The following is a 17,903-nucleotide window of genomic DNA, read 5'->3' as shown; positions in this document are numbered from 1 at the left end:
GGATAGGGTTCATCCGCAGGAATTATGTACTCGGAAACTAACGAACAACGATCCGCAAGACACTTTCGAGAGTTTAACCAATCTTTCCGTTCCGAGAGCGCGTAATTATAAACGCTTTTGCAAACATCAAGAATGTGGATTATCTCCCGTTCCTGTCGCCTGTTTACCTTTAGTTTGTACTGGTAGGTAAGCGTTATCACTGTCGTTCGTTTCGTGATGTACAATTAGATTATAACACTTACCGCCTAATATGTCAACTGATTACAATCATGAATTTCGCTCTGTTTATAAACTTACCGCTCACGTCGTATTCGTCATCAAATACCGGCCATTGCTATTAACAATGAAATCTTAGCCCGACTTAAAGAAATTTTTGTGTCAACGCTCACGAAATGGGACAGCACATTACTTGATTTCAACGGTGAATCGGATTACGTTCACCTGATTATCGATGACAAACCTGACATTGCTTTATCCAAACTAATCGCTAACCTTAAAACAGTTAGTAGTCGCTTAATTAGAAAAGAATTTCTGGATTTGGCGGCAAAGTATTTCGACAATAAACCTTATTTTTGGACGGGAGGTTATTTCGTGGCTAGTTGTGGCGGCGTTACCATCGAACAACTAAAAAAATACGTCGAGAACCAAAACTCCCCAAAAGTGGAAACGCTACCGCGTTAGTTTCATTCCGGTGGCGATTTATCTCCCGTTAACCGCTACGCGGTTTAACGGGAGTCCTCTCGCTCCATTGAGATAGAGCTTCTAGGATAAAAAACCATTGAAAAGACGTGATCAACGGTTTTTTTGAGCTTAAAGCTTATCCCTATATGGGTTTAAAGCTATTTTTGTTCTAGGTTTTGTTGAGGTTCCACTAAGAGGGATGTCTAATTATATCAATTCTCCAAAATCCGGCTACAAGAGTTCGATCCCCCTGCCTTCGTCTCCCTTAAAATGGGAAAAAGGGGAAATGGGAACTTAAATTCGATAATTCGATCTGTAGTTTTGATGGGTGAGAATTGGTATTAATTAACTTTTACCCAAATACTGCGGAAATATTTTTCGGGACTATTTTTATCGATAATATCTTTACAGGGAGTATTACCAACTCGCTCGATTGTACCATCATCGCTTAAAATCTGAAAGCGATCTGGGAAATGGGGATAAAACAACAAAGCTTCTGGACGAAAACCGTCAGGGAATTGCAGTGATTCTATCTTTTCCGGTGCATCTTCTTTTTTTCCTGACCAAGTATAGAAAACAAATTGATCGCCTCCATGAAATTCTCCGGCAATAATTAAATATACTTCTAAAGCTGGCCAAAATTCAATGCTACGAATTCCTAATCCTCCCAAATCTAACAGGATAGGATCACCAAAATCAGACCGAGCATTGCTGGAATTATTAACTAAACTGTAAGGATTTTTTAGAGTTAATAAAAGAGCTTTATCGTTGGGGACAGGATTACGAAAACCGATTAAGATATTTCCGTCTGGAGTTGCCGTTAAACCTTCAATATTTAATCCACCTTTAGCTTTGGGAGCTTTGGTTTCTGCTGTTTTGAAATCAAATATTTCAGCCAATTGAGAGTCTTCGATAATATCGCGCAAGACTAACTGAGTATAAGACTCACCCACTTGAACTATACTAGAGCCGTCATCGGTAATTTTACTAGCAAAAAATTGATGACGAGGGAGTTTTCGTTCAGCATTTTTATTGCGGCCATGGGAAGTAATCCAATAGATTATGTCATTGAGTACAGTTACCCCCTCCAAGTCGATTTCTTTATTTTTAGGATTGTTTTTCAGCCAACCATTAATGTCAATTGTTTCCAGTGCTTTTCCCGACTCTTGAGAGGAATAAATCCAGAGAATATTACCTAATTCTGGATCCGCCTCATCATTACCAACAACAAATTTATTTTCTCCTAAAGCAGTGGCTGCAGAAGCATCACAAATTCCTTGATGTTTGATTTCTTGGATAATAGAAAAGTTGAGAGATTGCATGATTGTATTCTCCTTGTTAATGAGAAAAGTGAGGAAAATTATAGGCAATAAAAGACAAAAAGACAAGAAATCACCAGAAATAATCTAATAAAGAACTGGTTTGAATAACTAATTTCTCCTAAGTTCAAAAGTTTGTCGCGTGTCATAATTTATGTTAGTCCCTCCAAGACCCGATGATTCCTCCCATTGACCTAACGTCAAGGCAAAAGGTTTTGAGATCAAAGATTGGTTAGTTGGGGAAATAATTGGGGAACACTTTAACTCATTCAATAATAACTATAGATAGGCAAAAAATACTTAAATGTAACAAAAAAATACATAAGTGGGGAGGTGTAATTAAATATCAGACTTATCGAGGTTGAATTGAGCCACGAACCCCACAACTGGCATAGGTGATCAACTAAAGATGAAGTGTAATACTAAATCCGGTTATTAAAGAATGATTATTTATTCCCCCTTTTGCCTATTGCAAGAGTGCATGAGTGCCTGTCCTCATAAGTAGCCTATGCTCAACGGATTTAGTGTAACCTAATTTGGTATCGACGACCGACTCCCCAAAACCAAAAATTCGTACCTCACCATTAAGATAACTGCTATAAAAACGCGGATATCACTGCCAATAGAGTTCGGTTTTACCGTTATGGGATGAGCATTAACGGGGGTAATATTCTAGGTAAGGAATTTGTATCTAGTCAGTGATGAAGACGATGTTAAAGGGGTCTTTACCGAAATTAAGCGATATTTTCCCGCCGACTGACCATCAGGACCGGGAAACTTTCACCCCCAATGCTTTTTATCCTAATTTATCGGAATGGCTCAAGCGAGCGCAACTGAAAGCGGAAAGTGAATGGTTCGCAGCGATCGCCGCTTTAGAAAATATCTTATTACAAAACCAAAATAATGCTGCCGCCGGTCGGGGTTTAATTCTCTCCGGTCCGACGGCTTTAGTTAGAGAAAGCAAGGCTTTAACGGGTTTTGAATTTGGTGTTTTTACTGTTAAAGCTTTAAAACATTTACAATGGCCGGGTTTTCAATTGCCTTCTCAGGAAAAATCCGCCGCCGATGTTTCCCCGACGGAGATTCATGAATTGCCTCTCTTGCCAACGGATCCGATTGCTAATGAAAGATTTTGTCTGGTTTTTAGCGAAAGTTTCGCTCTTTTGCTGGTTTTAGGCGAGGATCAGTGGGGTTTGTCCTCTTTTCAATTTTCCTTTGATCCCGTCCTCACTCAGCAAGCCTGGCAGCAGTTGCGGCAACGATTAGTTAATCTGCGTTATCCGCAAATCGGGACTTTAGAGGCAATTATCGAGGCTAATGGCAGTCCCTCGCCAGATTATCGTCTAGTTAGCCAATTTAGTCGCCAATTACTGCAAAATTTACCCAACCAGCCTAATTTAGACCTGAAAAAAACGAAATCGCCTATCAATGCCGAAATCACTCCGCCAAAGGAAGATAATTCTAATTTAGAATCGGGTTGTGATTTGGAATTATTGCGCGCTTTAACCCACGAAATTCGCACCCCTTTAACCACCATTCGCACCATTACCCGATTATTATTAAAACGGGCAAAAGTAACGGAAGATGTGCAGAAATATTTAGAAACAATCGATTTAGAATGTAGTGAACAAATTCAGCGCATGGAATTAATTTTCCGAGCCGCAGAATTGGGTATTAATCCTCTGGGGGATAAACCGATTCAATTAATTCCAATTGCTCTAGAAAAAGTCTTTCAAGATAGTATTCCCCGGTGGCAAAAACAAGCTAAAAGGCGCAATGTCAATTTAGAAGTTAATGTACCGAAAAAATTGCCTTCGGTAATTAGTGATCCGAATTTATTGGATCAAATGTTAAATGGAGTCGTGGAAAAATGTACTCGCAGTATGGCTAGTGGTGGCCTGTTGCAAGTACATATATCAACGGCAGGAAATCAATTAAAAATGCAGTTTCAAACTCAAATAAAATCACCTAATCTTACCCTCAAAGCTTTGGGAAAAGTCCTAATGTTTCAACCAGAAACCGGTAGTTTAAGTCTGAATATGAAGGTGACTAAAAACCTTTTTCAAGCTTTGGGAGGTAAATTGATTGTGCGTGAAAAACCCGAAGAAGGTGAGATTTTAACCATTTTCTTGCCCCTCGGACGCATTAAATAAGTTGTGATTATTCTCAATTTTTCATCTTGTAAAATAGGCAAAATTGCCAAGAGGATGCTATACTAGGGCAACAAATATTATTGATAGTTGCCATGGAAAAAACTGTTTTAATTTTAGGTGGCACTGGTCGCATTGGTCAAAGTGTAGCCCTAGATATTATTAATCATACTGCAGCTAAAATTATTATCACAGGACGCAAGGAAAAAGCCATTAAATTACTGCCAAGAATGCAGTTTTTGGCTTTAGATTTAGAAGAAATAGACAAGCTTAGACAGGCAATTAAAAATAGTGATTTAGTCGTTCATTGTGCCGGTCCCTTTCATTATCGCGATGGCAGGGTAGTAAAAATTTGCATCGAAGAAAAAGTCAATTATATTGATGTTAGTGATCATCGTTCTTTTTATCAAAAGTTAATCCCCTATCGAGAATTAGCGATAAAAGCGGGAATAACTGCCGTGGTTAATACGGGAATTTTTCCCGGTATTTCTAATAGTATAGTGCGAGAGGGAGTCGAACAGTTAGATAGGGTAGAAACGATCCGTTTAAATTATGCCGTAGCCGGTTCCGGAGGTGCGGGATTAACTGTGATGCGGACTACTTTTCTCGGCTTAAAAAAGCCTTTTTTAGCTTGGATTGAGGGACAATGGCAAGAGATTAAACCCTATACTGCTAGAGAAGTAATTGACTTTCCCGCTCCTTTGGGTAAAACTGGTGTTTATTGGTTTGATATGCCAGAAACCTATACTTTTGCTGAATCTTTTCAAGTGCAAAATGTGATCACAAAATTTGGTTCTATTCCCGATTTTTATAATCATTTAACTTGGATTACTGCCCATATTTTTCCCGATGCTTGGGTAGAAAGTTCTCGGGGAATTGAGTTTTTTTCCCAAGTTAGTTATCGCATGACAGAAGTAACCGATAAATTTTCGGGAATTGGGGTAGCAATGTTAGCCAAAGTGGCCGGATGGCAAGGGCAGCAAAAAGCAGTTTATCAAGCAACTATGCTTCACGAGAACACTGCCCAAGCAGCCGGCTGGGGAACTGGCAGCGTGGCAGAATTAATCTTAGCGGCAAAACTCCAAAAAGCCGGGATTTATCCCGTGGAACAGGTGTTATCCACAGAACTATTCCATGCTACGATGAAAAAAAGAGGTATTAAACTCGATCGCTCCTGTACAATTGTGGCTTAGAAGATGAAAAAAATCTGGCGTTACCTAGGACTGTTTTGTTTAGTTTTGTTACTGACTTTATCCCCCATCTTCATGATAGCAGCCCAGAATAATCCTGCTAAACAAGGACAGGAAACACCCCTGGAAACTTTGGGAGAAGTTTTTCCCGTCATGCTTGATAATCAAGAACTTTTTACGATTCGGCAGGGAATAGGTTCTTTTTCAGCGCAAGAAAGAGCGAAATCGATTACAGACAGAATTGAAAAAATTGCCGATGACGATGCTCTTTCTCCTGAAGATTTAACTATAAAAATTGATCCTGAAGACAAAAACCCTTCGATTATTTTGGGAGATACGGTTATTGCTACTATTACTTCTAAAGATGCCAAATTACACGCGGTCAGTCAAGAAGTATTGGCCGAACGAGCTTTGGCAAAGATGAAAGCAGCCATTGTCCGTTATCGTCAAGAACGTCAACCAGATAACCTCTTCAAAGATGCAGTTTTGACGGTAAGTGCTACCTTGGCCACGGTCTTAATTTTCTGGGTAATAATTTTTATATCTTCGCGGGTTTTTCCCCAGATTCAGAGATTAATCACCTCCCTAGTTCCTGGGGTCGTATTCCAAAATTTTGAGATTATTAGTTCCCAGACAATAGGAATTTTTTCCCTAAGAGTTTTGCAATTTATCCGAACTCTAATTATTTTAACTATTCTCTATTTTTATTTAACTTTTGTCCTTCGTCTTTTTCCCTGGACTAGAAAATTTGGTGATGGTTTTCTGCAATACTTTTTTAGTGCTTTAGAAGTTGTTTCCCAAGAGATAGCAAAATATTTACCCAGTATTTTTATTATACTGATAATTGTTTTTATAACTCACTATCTGTTGAGAGCAATTAAACCATTTTTCACTGGATTGGAAAGAGAAAATTTAGTAATTAATGGTTTCTATCCCGATTGGGCAAAACCAACCTATAATCTACTGTCACTGCTGATAATTGCCTTAGCTATAGTCATCGCTTTTCCCTATCTACCCGGATTTAATTCTCCTGCTTTTCAGGGGGTGTCGGTATTTTTAGGGGTACTATTTTCCTTGGGTTCCACCTCTGCTATCGCTAACGTGGTGGGGGGAATTATCCTCATCTATACCCGCTCTTTTCAACTAGGAGATAAAATTTCTATTGGTGATGTTATTGGAGATGTGATTGAAAAAGGATTATTAGTCACCCGTATTCGCACACCAGCTAATAGAATTATCACGATTCCTAATTCATCGCTGTTAAACACCAATGTGATTAACTTTAGCGTCTCTCAACGGGAATTCAAACAGCCTTTAATTTTGCAAACCACGGTCACTCTTGGTTATGATTTACCTTGGCGTAAAGTTCACACAACCCTGAAAGAAGCAGCCCTAGCAACTAAATTTATTGTCTCAGAACCTGCTCCTTTTGTCTTGCAAACCAGTCTCGATGATTTTTATGTCAGCTATCAGCTAAATGCCTACACTGATCATCCTAGCAAAATGGTGTATATTTATTCTGAATTACATCAAAATATTCAGGATAAATGTAACGAAGTCGGTATCGAAATTATGTCTCCTCACTACAAGGCTCTCCGGGATGGCAATCACAGCACTATTCCTGAAAATTATCTGCCGGAAGATTATCAAAGTCCGGCTTTTGGTATTCAGTCAAATCCTCAGAAGTAATAATTTTCCTAATAGCTTTAATCGCTTTTGTCAAGCCCTTTTGAGTTATTGTTGATAATTCTTCACCAAATTCACAATTAATAGCAGGAATAAATATTCCCCAGGCCCTGGGAGTTTGTTGATAAATTGCTTGAGTTAATGCTAATAAAGAAGCGGGACTTTCTGCATGACCGAAATTATTCCATTCGGTAACTGCCGCTAATTTTTCTATTCGGATATCGGTTTGATTAGATAATACCGCATCAACAAAAATAACTAGGGAAGCATCAGCTATATCGGCTGCTAACTCAGGAGTCAATTGATGGGTAGCGATGACTTGCACATTAGGCAAATTCTCCTCGGCAATAATTTCGGCTATTCTCACTCCCACTCCGTCATCATTTCTTAAAGTATTACCGTAACCGATGAGCAGTATTTTAAAATTATTCATGGTTATAGCAGTTATCTTAATGATGAGGTACAAAGTGTAATTAAATATAAGATGAACGTAGGTTGGGTTGAAGCGTGAAACCCAACGCCCGCTCATGTTACGCTACCGCTAACCCATCCTACAAATAATTGTGCCTCCCTACTTATAAAAATCTTCGAGATGTTGTTTTAGTTGCCGAATTGCCATACTACTATTGCGATTGTCGGCAATTTCTCCACAGAAAGAAACTAAATTTTGTAGGTTAAAGTTAGGAAAATATTGACTTTGATGGCGAGGGATATACTCTTGATTCTCTAGCCAATAAATATAGAGATTTTTCTGACGATACAACCAAATTTCAGGCACTTGATAAGGCAGATAATCATCCACATTCGAGTAACTGGTGACATCAATTTCTAATACTAAATCGGGGGGAGGATCATTTACCCAGTCAATTCTGGCTTTCCCTGCTATAGCCGGCCAATGGTCAATATAAAAACTATAATCTGGTTCAATACCACTTGTTTCTGGTAATTCCATGGTTACGGGAGTAAAAGCCTCGTACTCACGCCCCAGATAATCCAATAAGGTGATGATAATATTAGCAATTAAATGGGCATCCCGCCCATGCTTGGGAAGTGGAGACATAAGCAAGACTTCTCCATTGTGATATTTGATTTTAGGTCGAGAATTGTCGCCCCTTTGCCGAGACAAAGTTTGATAATCTAGCCAAGTGGCAGGTAATCTCACTAAGGATCCCGCTGGTAGATCGATTTTATCTGGTGAAACTAAGGCAAACATGGCGCAAGGTTCCAGGTAAATGATGAGAAACGCTGTAAAATAAGTATAGGATATCTTCGATGCTCTCGATACCCAGCTTAACCTAATCGATAAATTAACTGAGTCTGGTAAGAAAACTTAAGCCTTGATAGTAGTTTCTTGATGAGCCAAAAATTATGCTATCGACTAACACAGTTTCCCCCCATATTATTCCCCCTCTCGAAAATGGCGATAGATTAACCCGTCCCGAATTCGAGCGCCGTTATCAAGCAATGACACAGCTAAAAAAAGCTGAATTAATCGCAGGAGTTGTTTATATGGCATCCCCCGTCCGCATCAAAAATCATGGCAATCCTCACGCTCGTATTATCACTTGGTTAGGATACTATTGGTCTGTTACACCGGGGGTAGAATTAGCAGATAATACTACTGTGCGACTGGATGGGGATAATGAACCACAACCGGATGCTTTATTAAGAATAGAAACCGGTGGACAATCAAGCATTACCGAGGATGGTTATCTGGAAGGCGCGCCGGAATTAATCGTGGAAATTGCTGCTTCTACCGCTTCCTACGATTTACACGAAAAACTCAAAGTTTATCGTCGCCATGGAGTGCAAGAGTATATTATCTGGCGAGTAGATGACCAAGAATTGGATTGGTTTCGCTTAACTGATGGGGAATATTTGCCCCTAGAATCAAATCAAGATAAGATATTTTGCTCCCAAGTCTTCCCTGGATTATGGCTGGATAAAAATGCTTTATTATCGGGTAATTTAGCCGAAGTTTTAGAGGTGTTAAAGCAAGGAATAGCTAGTCAAGAATATCAAATATTTCGAGAAAATTTGCTCAATGCTAATTCCATCTAGCGAGGGAAAAATTTCAACTATCGGTAAACATTATGAGCTTATCTACTTCGATAATTTCCCCTGTATCTATTCCCCCTCTCGAAAATGGGGATAGATTAACTCGTCCCGAATTCGAGCGCCGTTATCAAGCAATGACACAGCTAAAAAAAGCTGAATTAATCGCAGGAGTTGTTTATATGGCAGCCGCGGTGAGAGCCAAAAACCACGGTAAACCCCACGCTAATATTATCGGTTGGTTAACTGCCTACGAAGTGGCGACACCGGGAGTAGAAACACTGGATAATACTACTGTGCGACTGGATGGGGATAGTCAACCACAACCAGATGCTTTATTAAGAATAGAAACCGGTGGACAATCAAGCATTAGTGAAGATGATTATGTAGAAGGCGCGCCGGAATTAATCGTAGAAATTGCCGCTTCTACTGCTTCCTACGATTTACACGAAAAACTCAAAGTTTATCGTCGCCAGGGAGTGCAAGAGTATATTATCTGGCGAGTTTATGATGTTCAATTGGATTGGTTTCGCTTAACTGATGGGGAATATTTGCCCCTAGAATCTAATCAAAATAACATCTTTTGCTCCCAAGTATTCCCTGGATTATGGCTGGATAAAAATGCTTTATTATCGGGTAATTTAGCCGAAGTTTTGGCAATGTTACAGCAAGGAATAGTTAGTCAAGAACACCAAGATTTTTGTCAAACTTTGGCTAATAAATAACCCAGATAAACTTGATTTTTTTCTGAGAACGTAGGTTGGGTTGAAGCAGGAAACCCAACGCTAATAAATAACCCAGATAAACTTAATTTTTTTCTTAGTTGCCTAGGGATAGACCAGAAAGATTAGCAGATTTTTCTTGCCAATCTTGACCGATTTTAATCGTCACATCAGAAGCGAGATTCCCCGTACTTTCCACCAAAACTTCCCCGACACCAAGGCTATTATGCAGGGCAGCAGCCAGGGAATTATCTCCTTTTTGAGCAATAATTTTGGTAGTTTCTAGAATTGGCGATGAAGACTTAGAGACAAAAACATTTTCATAACCCAATGAGCGCAGATAGCTGACTAGAGTTTGCACCGCTTCTGGATTATCGATGCTATCCTCCACAGCTATGCGAGTCGTTCGCATGGTTTCCTCAATGTCAGCCATAAAAAAGCCGTGGTTAAAATGTTGAGCCACTAGCTCTTGAATTTTACTTTGATTGGGTAGCCAATAACTGATCCCTTGCCGACCATCACCATTAAAGTCTCCGGGTAGTAGTAGCATTTGCACATCAGTGCGCTGAGTTTTGGAGGCAAAGCCAGCTAGGGCGAGTAACTCCTCTAAACTGAGATTAGTATCGATATTATTGCGGATAACCTCGATAATATCGGGAATTTTCAATAAAGTTGCTGGTTTTAGGGTTTGTTCCACTAAAGACCGCATTAATTGCTGTTGTCGTTGGATACGACCGATATCGCCGTTAGCATCGTGACGAAAACGGGCAAACTGGAGGAATTTCTCGCCGTTGAGGTGTTGTTCCCCTTTTTTCAGGTCAATGTAGAGGTGTTGACTAAAATCTTGATACTTCATGTCTTTGGGAACATATACCGTCACCCCCCCCAAAGCATCAATTAATTTTTCCACACCCTGCACATTAATGCGAATATAGCGATCGATAGCCACTCCGTCCAAAAGATGACTAACCGTTTCCGCCGTTAAAGCAGGTCCACCGAGGGCGTTAGCTTCATTGATTTTTTTCTCCCCGTAACCCTCGATATCGGTGCGGGTATCCCGGGGGATGGAAAGCATGGTTAACTTCTGTCTTTGGGGGTCAAAACGCAGTAACAGCATGGTATCGGTTAAACCATCCAAGGAATTAACCGGGGCATGATAACCCAGATCTGGGGTTTGTGCCTCCTTGACATCGGATGTCAACACTTTCGCGCCAACTACCAGAATATTAACGGGACGGTTGAGGGCGGGAAGTTGCAGATTTTGATAGGATATGGCCTGCTGATTGTTAAAAGCGGCGGCTTCTTCGGGACTAAGAGCAGCTTGTCGCAAGGGTGTGGAGGAGAGAGACACGGCCAACATAGCACCCGCCGTAGCGGAAACTAGGGCGCAGCCGGTTAAGCCTAGGGCTGTCAGGAACCATGTACTGGATAATCGCCGCTTTTTAACAGGTTTAGCCGCTAATTTCCCTGATTTTCCGCTTTTAAGTCTTGATTTTGTCTTATTAACCACAAATTGCCTCACACGGTCACTAAATATCTCCCTAAAACCATATTTAAAGAGATAAACTATTTGTTTTCTCAGATACCCGGAAAAGATTATTAAACTAATTGGGTTTTTTAGAGAGTTAGCAGATAATATAGCAGAATTTTTCCTTATCGTTGTTCTCCATCGCAATTTTGTCGAAATATCTATACTAGGGGTTGCTGGTGGGGAAGTGGGGTGTGGGGTGTGGGGTGTGGGGAGAAGGGAGAATAAATAAAAATAATCTCCTGACGACCGGCTCCTGACTCCTGAATCCTGACTCCTGAATCCTGTCTCCTATCTCCTCATTGGCTGATTTTTTTGTGCAGAAATAACTTTTGTGGTCGATTAAATAACCAATTGATCAACCAACCGTCGGTTTTTTGCAGACGATAACCGCTACTTAAGTACAGTGACTGGGCCGCTAGATTATTATCGAGAACATGGAGGGAAAGTTCCTCAAAACCCCATTCTCTAGCGATCTGATCACACTTGAGCAGCAATCTCCGGGCCAGACCGGCACGCCGGCGATCGGGACTAACGGCTAAATTAGAGATATAAGGAATGGGAACAGCTAAAAAAGAACTGGATTTTAAGCCGATTTCCGCCGTAGCAACAATAATTTCCTGAGGACCCGTGACGGTGACGCTGGTGTGACTGACTACCAGACAGTGATAGTAAGGGGTATCGGCGCGCAATCGTCCCCGTAAGTCCTCGTAAATGCCTAATTTAAAGATAGGACGCAGAAAAGACCAATAATTGGCCGTGGGGAAAAAACTATCGGTGAGAATTTCCGCCAAGCTTTTGAGATCTTGGCTTTGGGCCAAACGCACCTCGACGGCAATGGTGGCATTGTCACCGGTCGCTTCCGAGTCGGAGGGATTAGACAATAGGTATGAGATAAAACAGGAGTCCACTTTAATCACAGGAGTCGGCAGGGAAGGTGGGGATGGCAGTCCTTATCTGGGAAAGGTAAATAGGGGTAGGAGCTAGTTGGGAGAATCAAGCATCTATCTTAAGGAGAATACCGCAATTTTTCAAGACTACTGAATCAAAATCTCATCCATTCTACTGCCTATAGCCCCAGTTGGGGGAAAGACCGCTATTTTTCGGGAATTTTTTTTGATCGCCGGGCCATGGTTAAGATGGGACGATGCCGGTCAGAACTAATTTCTTTCTTTTTGGGTCAATTAACTATATTCTTTAATCTAATCTATCCTCCTATCCCCTCCATGATCAAAGAAATTTCCGCTTATTTGCAAGTGTTCCGCAGTCAAAAAATGGCGGCTTTGTTATTCTTAGGTTTCGCTTCTGGATTGCCCTTGTTGCTCACCAGTCGCACCCTGCAAGCTTGGATGACCACCGAAGGAGTTGATCTGAAATCGATCGGTTTATTTAGTTTAGTCGCTCTCCCCTACTCTCTCAAATTTCTTTGGTCTCCCTTACTCGATCGCTATGTTCCCCCGCTGCTTGGTCGTCGTCGCGGTTGGATTTTAATCGCTCAAATTTGTTTAACTTTAGCGATTGCAGCCATGGCTTTTCAACAACCGCAACGATCTTTAGAATTATTGGCAATTAATGCTTTACTGATTGCTTTTTTTAGTGCCAGCCAAGATATTGCCTACGATGCCTATCGCACAGATATTTTAGAAAAATGGGAGATGGGGGCTGGGGTAGCGATCGGGGTTTTAGGTTATCGTTTGGCTTTAATTTTAACTGGTTCGATCGCTTTAATTTTAGCCGATCACTTTCCCTGGCCTCTCGTCTATCTTTTCCTAGCTGGATTGATGGCTTTAACGATTATTTGGTCTTTTTTCGCCCCAGCTACTCCCCCTAGAGATGATACTCCTCAAACTCTTTTAGAGGCAGTTTGGTTGCCTTTCCAAGAGTTTTTTCAACGCTATCGATTAGGTCAAGGAATGGGCATTCTCGCCTTTATTGTTCTCTATCGTTTAGGGGATGCTTTAGTTAATAATATGGTGACTCCTTTTCTCTTAAAAACTGGTTTCAGTCAAACCGATATCGGAGCGATCCAAGGGGGCATGGGCATGATAGCAACTATGGTGGGAGTTTTATTAGGTGGTTCCCTGTTAAGTCGTTGGGGAATTAATCGATCGCTCTGGATATTTGGTCTGTTGCAAGCTGTTAGTAATTTAGCCTATTTTATTTTAGCAAATTTAGGGCAAAATTATCCTTTTATGGTCTTGGCTATTAATATTGAAAACTTCTGCGGTGGCTTAGTAACTGCCGCTTTTGTGGCTTTTTTAATGAGTCTTTGTAATGCTCGTTTTACCGCTACTCAGTTCGCCCTTTTATCGAGTTTAATGGCCTTTAGTCGCGATATTTTGGTGGCTCCCGCCGGAGTTTTAGCTGAGGCGATCGGTTGGCAGTGGTTCTTTTTAATCACGGTAATCGCCGCTTTACCCGGGTTAGCGTTATTGCCTTTATTCGCTCCTTGGCAAGAGCAGGATTAAGCTAATTTATGAGCTAGGAAGTGATGATTTATTCCTCCGATTTCACTCGCATAACTACTAAAGTCATATCGTCGCTACTGTCATTTCCCAACCCAGTAAAAGCGGCAACTTTCCCAAATAAATATTCTAGAATCTGTTCGGGATCGGTGTACTTTTGACAGGCTTCTTTAACTGCCGATAGCCAATTTTTCTGATCAAATCTTTCCCCTTTCGAGTTAACTGCATCGGTAAAGCCATCGGTGTAATAGATCAGCGTATCTCCCGCTTCTAATTGCACTTGGGCATCGTCATAGATAGAATCGGCCTCTAAACCAACTAATGTCCCTTCCGTGTCGAGAGACTCTAACTCTCCCCGTTTAGCTCGCCACCAGAGGGTGGGATAATGGGCAGCATTACTGTAGCCAAGACGGCGCGTCAGGGGATCATACTCGGAATAAAATAATGTCACGAAACGATGAGAATTATCGAGATCGGCATACATAACCCGATTGAGATGACGCAAAATCTGGGCCGGGGAGTGACGATTTAACACTTCCGCTCGCAACATTCCCCGGGTCATGGTCATCAATAATCCTGCTGGGACACCTTTTCCCATGACATCACCGATGACTATACTCCAAGGAGCGGCACTGGCTTCCCTTTCCGCCTCCCTTGCCGGTTTAAATTGATCGTAGTTGCAGGGGATAAAATCATAATAATCGCCACCAACGCGATTAGCCGTTTTGCAGTGGGCTGCTAATTCTACCCCCTGAATTTTCGGACATTGCCGGGGTAAAAGACGATTTTGGATTTCCGCAGCGATTTCTAACTCTCGATCCTGACGTTCCTTAGAACGTAATTCGATCGTTAATTCATTATTAGCTATAGCCACCGCCGTTTGATCGGCCACTAGCTGCAACAGTTTACGACGGGTGGGTGTCCAACCATAATCGGGATCGCGACTGAAAACGTATAAACGCCCCCGCTCACTATTTTTTACCAAAACAGGTGTACTATAAACCTGCGTACCCTGTCCGAGAGTTTGCCGGATTTTATGGTCGAGACTATCGAGAAGCGATCGACTATTTTTATTCTCAAGTGCCGCTTCTTGGTTTAATTGTCGGATAATTGCCTCTAATTGTCGGCGTAGTTCCCCATTAATTTGATTATCTTGGCAATGGAGTTGATCAAGCGCCACTTGACCGTTATTTTTGCTCAAAATCAATGCCCCTCCCTCCGCGTCTGCCACTCGTGCGGCCATCAAGGGGGTAAGATCGAGGAATTGGTTTAAATTATTGAAACTCCGCAGGGCAAAACCGAGGGAACTTAAGAGATTTTGAACTTTGTTTTGTTCGCGATATAAACTAGCGACCAACTCTTTTAAGGCTAAAATTGGCTTGATATCGGTACTTTGATCGCCCATATTGACTGTGGCAGTGGTGAGGGTGTCGCTCGGTTCCGGCTCAGAAAGCATAAAATGATCTTTGTGGCGGTGACATGATTATAGCTAGATGGTCATTGGGTTATGACCTGTTTAAGTCTAACAGTATAGTTGATCTTTTCCTGACCGCCACAATTTAATCCTGATGTTTTACTATTTCTGTGGGTGCATCTCATTTTTGTCAATCTACTAAGTTGGGATTTTTCAGGGGAAACTCTCTTTTAAAATTGGGCATTACTTGCGATTTTATCACTCAATCCCAGCTTTTGGTGGGTTCTACCCCCCAAAAGCTGGAGCGCATTAGTTTTTCGGTGGGATGCTTACAGACAGCTGCTGATACATTTGTCATCATTTAAGTCACTGATAATTGCTGATTGTCGGTATTTCTGCAAATGTGAGATGCACCCCATTTCTGTTTTGTCACACCGAAGTCTGAGGCTGATAGCTTGACCCTATAATAATTAGGAATATGTAACTCAATCCATTGACTTTATGACCTTGCCTCTCGATGTTCCCACGGCGATCAATCAACGTCGTTCTATTAAAAATTTTACCACCGATCCGATCGCCCCAGAACTGCTGAAAACCCTAGTAGAATTAACCGTTGCCGCACCTAGTAGTTTCAACATCCAAGATTGGCGAATTATTTTAGTACAAGATGAGGCACAAAAGGCCGCTTTAGCCGAGGCCGCTTGGGGACAAAAGCAAATTATCCAAGCGCCGGTTACTTTTGTTTTCGCTGCCGATGCTGCCGCAGGAGGAGGAGATCTAACTCCTATCTATGAACAGGCTCTCAGTACAGGTGCCTGGAACGAAGGCACGGTAAAATATTTTCAACAGGCAATCCCGGGATTTCACCAGGATTTGGGCGAAAAAACCCGGGAATACGCGATTAAAGATGCCATGATCGCCGCTACTCATCTGGTTTTGGCTGCCGAAAGTCTCGGTTTATCTAGTTGTTTTCTCAACGGTTGGATCGAGGACAAGGTAAAAGCTGTCATTGGTGCTGCCGATCATCCCCATCTGGCGATCGCTGTTGTCGTTCCCATCGGTTACGCGGCGGAACCACGGCTTAATCCGGGGCGTTTACCCTTAGATTACAATGTTTTTGTGGATCGCTTGGGTAATCCCTATCAAATCTAAACTTTAGCGATGACTTTCTCTCCCTCAGCTTGGTTAACGCCCTTTTTTAACACTCCCCTTTGGCGCGCTGGGGGTGTGTCCATCACTCTCGGTTGGATTATTGGTACTCTTATACTGTTTATTCTTGTCACCTGTCTGACGATCGCTTTTAAAAGTTTACTAAAAAATCGTCTGCTGAAAAGTATCGGTTTTGATGAAGGTAATCGAGAAGCGATCGCAACTCTGGCTAGTTTCGCTTTTGGGGCTTTTGGTTATATTATCGCCCTACAATTGACTGGATTCAATCTCGCTTCGATCGCTGTTTTAGCCGGTGGTTTGGGGGTGGGTATCGGTTTCGGTTTGCAGGAGTTAACCAAAAATCTCACCAGTGGTTTAACTTTGTTGGTGGAACGCAAGTTAAAAGTGGGCGATTTTATCGAATTTGAGCAAACAAAGGGTTATATCCAGGAAATATCGATTCGTTCCACCACCATTCGCACTGTGGATGGTGCAGAGTTAATCGTTCCTAACACAATCTTAACTAGCAATCGCGTCCAGAATTGGCATTATCCCGACTCGCGCATTCGAGTCATTGTGCCAGTGGGAGTTGCCTACGGTACAGATCCTTTGATAGTGACGGAAATTCTGCTGCAATCAGCCTATATGTCGGTAGAAATTGCCTTTAATCCGCTTCCCAAGGTGATTTTTAACGGTTTTGGTGATAGTGCTTTAAATTTTGAGTTGTGGGTATGGGTGGAAAAAGTCGAACGGGCCGTTTTTATGAGAAGTTCCCTACACTTCATTATCGAGCATAATCTGCGTCATCGGGGCATAACGATTCCTTTTCCCCAGCGAGAGTTATGGTTGCATAATACCGACAGTTTTGAGGCAGTTAAGGAACAGGATCAGGAGATAGTTAAACCTTCAAAACCGCTATCGTTAAAAGAAATGTTATTGGAGGTGAGTTACTTTAAACATTTTAACGATCTGCAATTGCGTGTATTAATTGAAATGGGTTGTCGTAAACATCTCCAGGACGGGGATATTTTAATTAGACAGGGAGAAAGAACTAATTATTTCTGTATTGTTTTGCAGGGACAAATGGATGCTTTTTATGAAAACGATAAAATCAGTCGTAAAATTTTTACTTTTAATAAAGGTCAATATTTTGGGGAATTACCGTTAATATTAGAGGTTCCCTATCCCACCACTATGCAAGCAGTGGGGGAAACCTTGTTATTTTTGCTCGATCGTCAGGGGTTTCAGCATCTTATCACTACTTATCCGGCTCTAGCGGAGGAATTCACTCAGGCACTCACCCAACGTCAAGAGGAATTGCGCGAATGTCAGCAGAAATTGCGAGAAATGGGGCTTTTAGACTCGGAAGACCTGAAAAATCCCGTCTCTTGGCTGCGACAACGGTTAAAGAGCTTTTTTGCGACTTAAAAGGGAATGACAACAGATTTACAGCCTTTTTTCTCTAGCAGTTATCTTAATGATGAGGTACGAAGCTGAGAATAGGGAGTCGCTACCTGCGGACAACTGATCAGATATCCCTGTTG

16 protein-coding genes are annotated in these 17,903 nt (G+C 41.6%); 9 read left to right on the top strand and 7 right to left on the bottom strand.

Features of this window, described 5'->3' with window-relative positions:
• The coding region (locus tag PX482_RS01035) for a helix-turn-helix domain-containing protein (RefSeq protein WP_288121966.1) at positions 1 to 200 on the bottom strand (200 nt) is incomplete at its 3' end.
• Between the two features lie 109 nt (positions 201 to 309).
• On the opposite strand from PX482_RS01035, the gene tnpA reads away from it, so the two are divergent.
• The gene (gene tnpA / locus PX482_RS01030) at positions 310 to 681 is read left to right on the top strand and encodes an IS200/IS605 family transposase (protein ID WP_502888548.1); all 372 of its coding nucleotides are present in this window, start codon (positions 310 to 312) and stop codon (positions 679 to 681) included.
• 341 nt (positions 682 to 1,022) lie between these two features.
• Here tnpA and PX482_RS01025 read toward each other — a convergent pair whose 3' ends face one another.
• Entirely contained in the window at positions 1,023 to 2,003 is a 981-nt protein-coding gene (locus PX482_RS01025; RefSeq protein WP_288026999.1) for a DUF3616 domain-containing protein, read from the bottom strand.
• A gap of 707 nt (positions 2,004 to 2,710) precedes the next feature.
• Here PX482_RS01025 and PX482_RS01020 point away from each other — a divergent pair.
• From PX482_RS01020 to PX482_RS01010, 3 genes are all read left to right on the top strand, one after another.
• A complete protein-coding gene (locus tag PX482_RS01020) occupies positions 2,711 to 4,153 on the top strand; it encodes a sensor histidine kinase (protein WP_002759833.1) in 1,443 nt (480 codons plus the stop codon).
• Between the two features lie 92 nt (positions 4,154 to 4,245).
• A complete protein-coding gene (locus PX482_RS01015; protein WP_002759832.1) occupies positions 4,246 to 5,343 on the top strand; it encodes a saccharopine dehydrogenase family protein in 1,098 nt (365 codons plus the stop codon).
• A 3-nt stretch (positions 5,344 to 5,346) separates the two neighbouring features.
• A complete protein-coding gene (locus PX482_RS01010; RefSeq protein WP_288121963.1) occupies positions 5,347 to 7,029 on the top strand; it encodes a mechanosensitive ion channel family protein in 1,683 nt (560 codons plus the stop codon).
• Here PX482_RS01010 and PX482_RS01005 read toward each other — a convergent pair.
• Both PX482_RS01005 and PX482_RS01000 read right to left on the bottom strand, forming a co-directional pair.
• Positions 6,956 to 7,459 carry a hydrogenase maturation protease gene (locus tag PX482_RS01005; protein WP_002759830.1) on the bottom strand — a complete coding sequence of 168 codons (504 nt, stop codon included), beginning with the start codon at positions 7,457 to 7,459 and terminating at the stop codon, positions 6,956 to 6,958. The genes PX482_RS01010 and PX482_RS01005 overlap by 74 nt on opposite strands.
• 138 nt (positions 7,460 to 7,597) lie before the next feature.
• Complete coding sequence (locus PX482_RS01000; protein WP_002759827.1) at positions 7,598 to 8,239, bottom strand: Uma2 family endonuclease; 642 nt, start codon at positions 8,237 to 8,239, stop codon at positions 7,598 to 7,600.
• A 155-nt stretch (positions 8,240 to 8,394) separates the two neighbouring features.
• Between PX482_RS01000 and PX482_RS00995 the strand changes: the two genes are divergently transcribed.
• Positions 8,395 to 9,087, top strand: a complete 693-nt coding sequence (locus tag PX482_RS00995; RefSeq protein ID WP_002759825.1) for a Uma2 family endonuclease — start codon at positions 8,395 to 8,397, stop codon at positions 9,085 to 9,087.
• Positions 9,088 to 9,119: 32 nt separating this feature from the next.
• On the top strand, positions 9,120 to 9,806 hold the full coding sequence (locus PX482_RS00990) for a Uma2 family endonuclease (RefSeq protein ID WP_288027005.1): 687 nt from the start codon (positions 9,120 to 9,122) through the stop codon (positions 9,804 to 9,806).
• A gap of 94 nt (positions 9,807 to 9,900) precedes the next feature.
• Here the strand turns inward: PX482_RS00990 and PX482_RS00985 are convergent, their stop codons facing one another.
• Together PX482_RS00985 and PX482_RS00980 are read right to left on the bottom strand one after the other, a co-directional pair.
• Complete coding sequence (locus PX482_RS00985) at positions 9,901 to 11,313, bottom strand: LCP family protein (protein WP_288027007.1); 1,413 nt, start codon at positions 11,311 to 11,313, stop codon at positions 9,901 to 9,903.
• A gap of 317 nt (positions 11,314 to 11,630) precedes the next feature.
• Positions 11,631 to 12,251 carry a GNAT family N-acetyltransferase gene (locus PX482_RS00980; RefSeq protein WP_002759819.1) on the bottom strand — a complete coding sequence of 207 codons (621 nt, stop codon included), beginning with the start codon at positions 12,249 to 12,251 and terminating at the stop codon, positions 11,631 to 11,633.
• A gap of 306 nt (positions 12,252 to 12,557) precedes the next feature.
• Between PX482_RS00980 and PX482_RS00975 the strand changes: the two genes are divergently transcribed.
• Positions 12,558 to 13,799 carry an AmpG family muropeptide MFS transporter gene (locus PX482_RS00975; RefSeq protein WP_223213006.1) on the top strand — a complete coding sequence of 414 codons (1,242 nt, stop codon included), beginning with the start codon at positions 12,558 to 12,560 and terminating at the stop codon, positions 13,797 to 13,799.
• A 28-nt stretch (positions 13,800 to 13,827) separates the two neighbouring features.
• On the opposite strand, the gene PX482_RS00970 is transcribed toward PX482_RS00975, so the two are convergent.
• Entirely contained in the window at positions 13,828 to 15,252 is a 1,425-nt protein-coding gene (locus PX482_RS00970; RefSeq protein WP_002759815.1) for a PP2C family protein-serine/threonine phosphatase, read from the bottom strand.
• A 459-nt stretch (positions 15,253 to 15,711) separates the two neighbouring features.
• Here PX482_RS00970 and PX482_RS00965 point away from each other — a divergent pair, with 459 nt between their 5' ends.
• Together PX482_RS00965 and PX482_RS00960 are read left to right on the top strand one after the other, a co-directional pair.
• Complete coding sequence (locus tag PX482_RS00965) at positions 15,712 to 16,362, top strand: nitroreductase family protein (protein ID WP_002759814.1); 651 nt, start codon at positions 15,712 to 15,714, stop codon at positions 16,360 to 16,362.
• Between the two features lie 9 nt (positions 16,363 to 16,371).
• Positions 16,372 to 17,787, top strand: a complete 1,416-nt coding sequence (locus tag PX482_RS00960; protein WP_288121961.1) for a mechanosensitive ion channel domain-containing protein — start codon at positions 16,372 to 16,374, stop codon at positions 17,785 to 17,787.
• Positions 17,788 to 17,903 lie beyond the last annotated feature (116 nt).

This window comes from Microcystis sp. M53602_WE12, from assembly GCF_030065455.1.
GTDB classification, from domain to species: Bacteria; Cyanobacteriota; Cyanobacteriia; order Cyanobacteriales; family Microcystaceae; genus Microcystis; species Microcystis aeruginosa.
The sequence above is the reverse complement of the archived record's forward strand: the minus strand, read 5'-3'. Positions and strand labels throughout refer to the sequence as shown.

Excerpts from the sequence above, each read along its gene's own strand:
- PX482_RS01025 (WP_288026999.1), bottom strand. The coding sequence starts at position 2,003 with ATGCAATCTCTCAACTTTTCTATTATCCAAGAAATCAAACATCAAGGA.
- PX482_RS01020 (WP_002759833.1), top strand. The coding sequence starts at position 2,711 with ATGTTAAAGGGGTCTTTACCGAAATTAAGCGATATTTTCCCGCCGACT.
- PX482_RS01015 (WP_002759832.1), top strand. The coding sequence starts at position 4,246 with ATGGAAAAAACTGTTTTAATTTTAGGTGGCACTGGTCGCATTGGTCAA.
- PX482_RS01010 (WP_288121963.1), top strand. The coding sequence starts at position 5,347 with ATGAAAAAAATCTGGCGTTACCTAGGACTGTTTTGTTTAGTTTTGTTA.
- PX482_RS01005 (WP_002759830.1), bottom strand. The coding sequence starts at position 7,459 with ATGAATAATTTTAAAATACTGCTCATCGGTTACGGTAATACTTTAAGA.
- PX482_RS01000 (WP_002759827.1), bottom strand. The coding sequence starts at position 8,239 with ATGTTTGCCTTAGTTTCACCAGATAAAATCGATCTACCAGCGGGATCC.
- PX482_RS00995 (WP_002759825.1), top strand. The coding sequence starts at position 8,395 with ATGCTATCGACTAACACAGTTTCCCCCCATATTATTCCCCCTCTCGAA.
- PX482_RS00990 (WP_288027005.1), top strand. The coding sequence starts at position 9,120 with ATGAGCTTATCTACTTCGATAATTTCCCCTGTATCTATTCCCCCTCTC.
- PX482_RS00975 (WP_223213006.1), top strand. The coding sequence starts at position 12,558 with ATGATCAAAGAAATTTCCGCTTATTTGCAAGTGTTCCGCAGTCAAAAA.
- PX482_RS00970 (WP_002759815.1), bottom strand. The coding sequence starts at position 15,252 with ATGCTTTCTGAGCCGGAACCGAGCGACACCCTCACCACTGCCACAGTC.
- PX482_RS00965 (WP_002759814.1), top strand. The coding sequence starts at position 15,712 with ATGACCTTGCCTCTCGATGTTCCCACGGCGATCAATCAACGTCGTTCT.
- PX482_RS00960 (WP_288121961.1), top strand. The coding sequence starts at position 16,372 with ATGACTTTCTCTCCCTCAGCTTGGTTAACGCCCTTTTTTAACACTCCC.